Origin of the sequence: Pseudomonas sp. HMWF006 (assembly GCF_003061205.1) — a bacterium.
GTDB lineage: Bacteria > Pseudomonadota > Gammaproteobacteria > Pseudomonadales > Pseudomonadaceae > Aquipseudomonas > Aquipseudomonas monsensis.
In genome coordinates this window covers 1-3,902 of record NZ_QAIU01000217.1, presented here as the reverse complement: position 1 = coordinate 3,902, position 3,902 = coordinate 1, and the positions used below count along the sequence as shown (strand labels likewise).

Below are 3,902 nucleotides of genomic sequence, written 5' to 3'. Positions count from 1 at the left end.
CCTTTCCCCCTCGCCCCCTTGGGGGAGAGGGCTGGGGTGAGGGGGTAAGCCCTTGATCTTAAACGCGATCGCGAGGAATCAGGCTCTGCAATTGCTGCGCAAGAAAGTTGGCGTCAAAGGCAAACGTGTCCGGGTCCTTCAGACCATTGGTCTTGCGCCACTGCCACTCGCCGTCCGGCAACCCGACCAGCGAAATGCTGCCATAGCGCGCTGCCGTCAGGCCCATCACCGCCAGGGAAATCTGTCCGGCGCTGCCCATCACATCGGGCACGAACTCCACCGGTTTGCCGGCAATCAGGATGCTCAGCTTTTCAGTCTTGAAGGTCGAGGTTTCCACCGGCGTGCTCGGCCCGAAAGCGACATACGCTTCGCGGTTCACCTCAAGCAGATGCGGGGCCTGTACCGGTTCCAGCCATTGCTGGATATTGCCGAACAGTTCGGTAATCCGCGCCGTCCACACCGCCGATTGGGATTCGAACAGTTGCTTCTTGTGCGCTTCGCTTTCGGCATAGTGGCGAAGCATTTCGCCCAGTTGTTGTACGTCGTTCATCGGTACATTCCTCTGAGAGAACCTGCAAGAGCCGATAGTGACAGATCGCAGCGCCGGCGTACGTTTAACCTCGCCAGCGGGCACCGTGACACTTTGCGAGAGGTTCGGCGGTACAGTTGTTTTGCACTGGCACAAGGCGCTGAACAAATGGACACTCTGCCGGCGCCCGACTTTTCGCAACGGGCATCATCAGAGGAAGTCCAATGCGTACCATCGGCCTGATCGGCGGCATGAGCTGGGAGTCCAGCGCCGAATACTATCGCCTCATCAATCAACAGGTCCGTGATCGTCTCGGCCCGTTGCGCTCGGCGAAAATGCTGATGTACAGCGTTGACTTCGGCCCTGTCGAACAGGCTCAGCACGCCGGGCGCTGGGACGATGCGGCGGCGATTCTGGTGGACGCCGCACGCCGCCTCGAAGCGGGCGGCGCCGAATGCGTGGTGCTGTGTACCAACACCATGCACAAGGTCGCCGAACAGATTCAGGCAGCGATCAACATTCCGTTTTTGCACATTGCCGAGCCGGCGGCGAGCGCTGCGCTGGAGATTGATGCACGCACGGTCGGGTTGCTCGGCACAGCCTTCACCATGGAACAGGACTTTCTCAAGCAGCGTCTGCTTGCCCGGGGTTTGACGGTATTGGTGCCGGACGAAGCCGAACGCAAGGATGTGCACCGGATCATCTACGAAGAATTGTGCGTGGGGGTGATCAGCGAGGCCTCGCGCCAGATTTACCGGCAAGTGATCGAGTCCCTGACTGCCCGTGGTGCCCAGGCGATCATCCTCGGCTGCACGGAAATCGGCCTGCTGATCAAACCCGAGCACAGCGCCCTGCCCCTGCTCGACACCACCGAACTGCATGCGCAGTCGGCAGTGGCGTTCGCACTGGGCGATTGAGTCAGGCGGTGGGACGCGTGCGCAGACGGGCCATGCTCAGGGTGTCGACCCATTGCCCGTCGCGCACCGCATAGTCGCGAAACAGGCCTTCGTCAACGAAGCCGAACTTGCGGTACAAACCAATGGCCGCTTCATTGTCGGCGTAGACCGTGAGCTCGACGCGGTGCAGGTTCATCCAGTTGTCGGCGACGTCCAGTGCCGCCGCCAGCAGCGTCGAACCGACACCCTTGCCCTGCCACGCCACGGCGACGCCCATGCCGATGCTGCCGGCGTGGCTGCGGCGAATCCGCGAGTAGCCTTCCAGGCCCAGATTGCCGATCACCTGCCCCTGATGCAGCGCCACCAGCTTCACCGCCCGCTCGTTGTCCGCCATTAGCCGTTGGCGCCAGACTTCCGTGGACTGGAACGGCATCTGCAACACCTGCCGGGTCACGGCCGGGTCGTTGTACAGCGCGGTAACGCCCTCGATGTGCGATTCGTTGAAGCGTTCGATTTTGATGGCGGGAGTGTGCTCGGGCATGGTGGATCCTTCCTGGATCGAATGTGTGGCCAATGACTCTAAACCGCCGATCACCTCATCTGCCAGCGGTAACCACTTGCAGGCTCACGCCTACAGGGCTTGGGGTCAGGGCTGGAACCATTCGTGGCGTTCGTCGAAGGTGTGGTGGATCAGTTCGACCAGTGCCTGCACTTCTTCCACTGTCTGGGTTTGCGCATTGACCGCCAGCCACGCCTGCAGCTGCATCGGTTCGTCAAACAAACCCGGCAACGCGACCAGCCCCCGGTCGAAGCGGCTCATGTACGCCGGGAGCAAACCGATGCAGGCGCTGCAGCGGATCATTTCCAGCATCAGCTCGTAGGACTGCATCTGCACCACGCCGGCCAGACGCTGTTCGACCAGTTGGTTCCATGGCTGGAAACTGCCGATCTGCCGGTCGTGCTGCCATTGCACCAGCATGAAATCGGCGAGGTCTTCGGCGCTGGCCGGGCGGGCAGTGACGCGTGAGTAACGTTTGGCGATGTGCGGCAGATAGTCCAGCCGTGCGAGGCGCTGCGGCTTGGAAATCGCAAAGGTCGGGCCCGGGTACGGTGTGTCGCCATGGGCCAGCCAGAGCACGATGTCGGCGCTGACGGCGCGCAGGGACAGTTCGCTGTCGAGGGCGATAATTTCCAGACGCACGCTGGCGTTGCGCCGCAGTAACGCGATCAGGTCGCGGCCGAGGATGTCATGCAGGATCGATTCGGCGACGGCCAGGCGAATCAGCGGTTGCTCGATCACCGGGAGTTTGCGTTCGTTGGCCAGTGCGACCAGTTTGGCCTGTAGCTGCTGGCCTTCGCGGGTGAGACTCAGGGCGCTGCCCTGAAAGCTGAACAGCGTGTGCTGCAATTCCTGTTCAAGCTGTGCCAGCTGTTTGCGCAGCAAGGTCGAGCGCACATTGAGGCTGCGCGCAGCCTGCATGAAGCAGCCGCAGCGGGCGCTGACCAGAAAGTAACGGGCGACCTCTGCAGGGATGGTCGCGGCCTGCGCCAGCCAGGGTTCACTGGCCTCCTGCGCCCAACGGTAGTCGGCGCTGCCCTGTCGTCCTGCGGGTTCGGTGAATGACATCGATGACTCCCTGTCGATCTTTGTATTTAGGCATTACGCAGATCCCCTATAGGAGTGAGCCTGCTCGCGATAGCATCGGCACACCTGACATCTCTTTGCCTGACACACCGCTATCGCGAGCAGGCTCACTCCTACAGGGGTTGTGGTGTACGGGTTTTCTAGGGCTTGGTTTCGAGGACCTTGTTCAGTTCGGCACCGTCGATGCTCAGCGTTGCCGTGTTGAGCATCCCGTCCAGATATGCCTGGGCGATCTGCTCCTGACGCTGGGCACGCAAGGCCTGAGTCAGTTGATCGCGCAGTTCGTCCAGTGTCGCGGTACGCGCCGGTTGTTGTTCAGTGAGTTTGATCACATGGAACCCGGCCGCACTTTGCACCGGGTCGGACACCGCGCCGACTTTCAGCCGGGCGACGGCACCGCGAACTTCCGGCACCAGTTGCTGCAACGGTTGCAGCCCCGTGTCGCCGCCACGTTCAGCGCTGGCGCGATCCTGCGAATACTGAGTCGCCAGCGCGGCAAATTCCCCCGGTGACGCCTGAGCCTTTTTACTCAGTTCGGCAGCCTGTTTGCGCACGCTCTCCAGGTTCTGCGGGTCATTCACCCCGAGGAAAAGCTGACTGACCCGATACAGCGGCGGGGTCTGCCAGTTCGCCTTGCCGGCGTCATAGGCTTGCTGCAACTCGGCCGCACTCGGGTAGTCCGCCGGCACTTCGCTGACTGAACGCAAGTAGTCACGAAAGACAATCTGCTCGGTCGCCGCACGGGTCTGTCGTGCCACCTCCGGACGCTGCGCCCACCCCTGGGCATCGGCCTGTTCGAGGACGGCTTTTTCCGCCAGACGCGTACGAATCC

At 62.0% G+C, this 3,902-nt stretch carries 5 protein-coding genes; 1 reads left to right on the top strand and 4 read right to left on the bottom strand.

Going from position 1 to position 3,902, the window contains the following annotated elements; genetic code table 11:
* Positions 1 to 58: 58 nt before the first annotated feature.
* Positions 59 to 550 carry a hypothetical protein gene (locus DBR24_RS08590; RefSeq protein ID WP_128614499.1) on the bottom strand — a complete coding sequence of 164 codons (492 nt, stop codon included), beginning with the start codon at positions 548 to 550 and terminating at the stop codon, positions 59 to 61.
* A 203-nt stretch (positions 551 to 753) separates the two neighbouring features.
* Between DBR24_RS08590 and DBR24_RS08585 the strand changes: the two genes are divergently transcribed.
* Entirely contained in the window at positions 754 to 1,446 is a 693-nt protein-coding gene (locus DBR24_RS08585) for an aspartate/glutamate racemase family protein (RefSeq protein ID WP_128614498.1), read from the top strand.
* 1 nt (position 1,447) lies between these two features.
* On the opposite strand, the gene DBR24_RS08580 is transcribed toward DBR24_RS08585, so the two are convergent.
* The 3 genes from DBR24_RS08580 to DBR24_RS08565 all read right to left on the bottom strand — a co-directional run.
* Entirely contained in the window at positions 1,448 to 1,966 is a 519-nt protein-coding gene (locus tag DBR24_RS08580) for a GNAT family N-acetyltransferase (RefSeq protein WP_128614497.1), read from the bottom strand.
* 105 nt (positions 1,967 to 2,071) lie between these two features.
* Positions 2,072 to 3,052, bottom strand: coding sequence for a LysR family transcriptional regulator (locus tag DBR24_RS08575; RefSeq protein WP_128614496.1), 981 nt, complete (start codon positions 3,050 to 3,052; stop codon positions 2,072 to 2,074).
* 158 nt (positions 3,053 to 3,210) lie between these two features.
* A partial coding sequence (locus DBR24_RS08565) for a peptidylprolyl isomerase (protein ID WP_128614495.1) occupies positions 3,211 to 3,902 on the bottom strand: 692 nt, incomplete at its 5' end.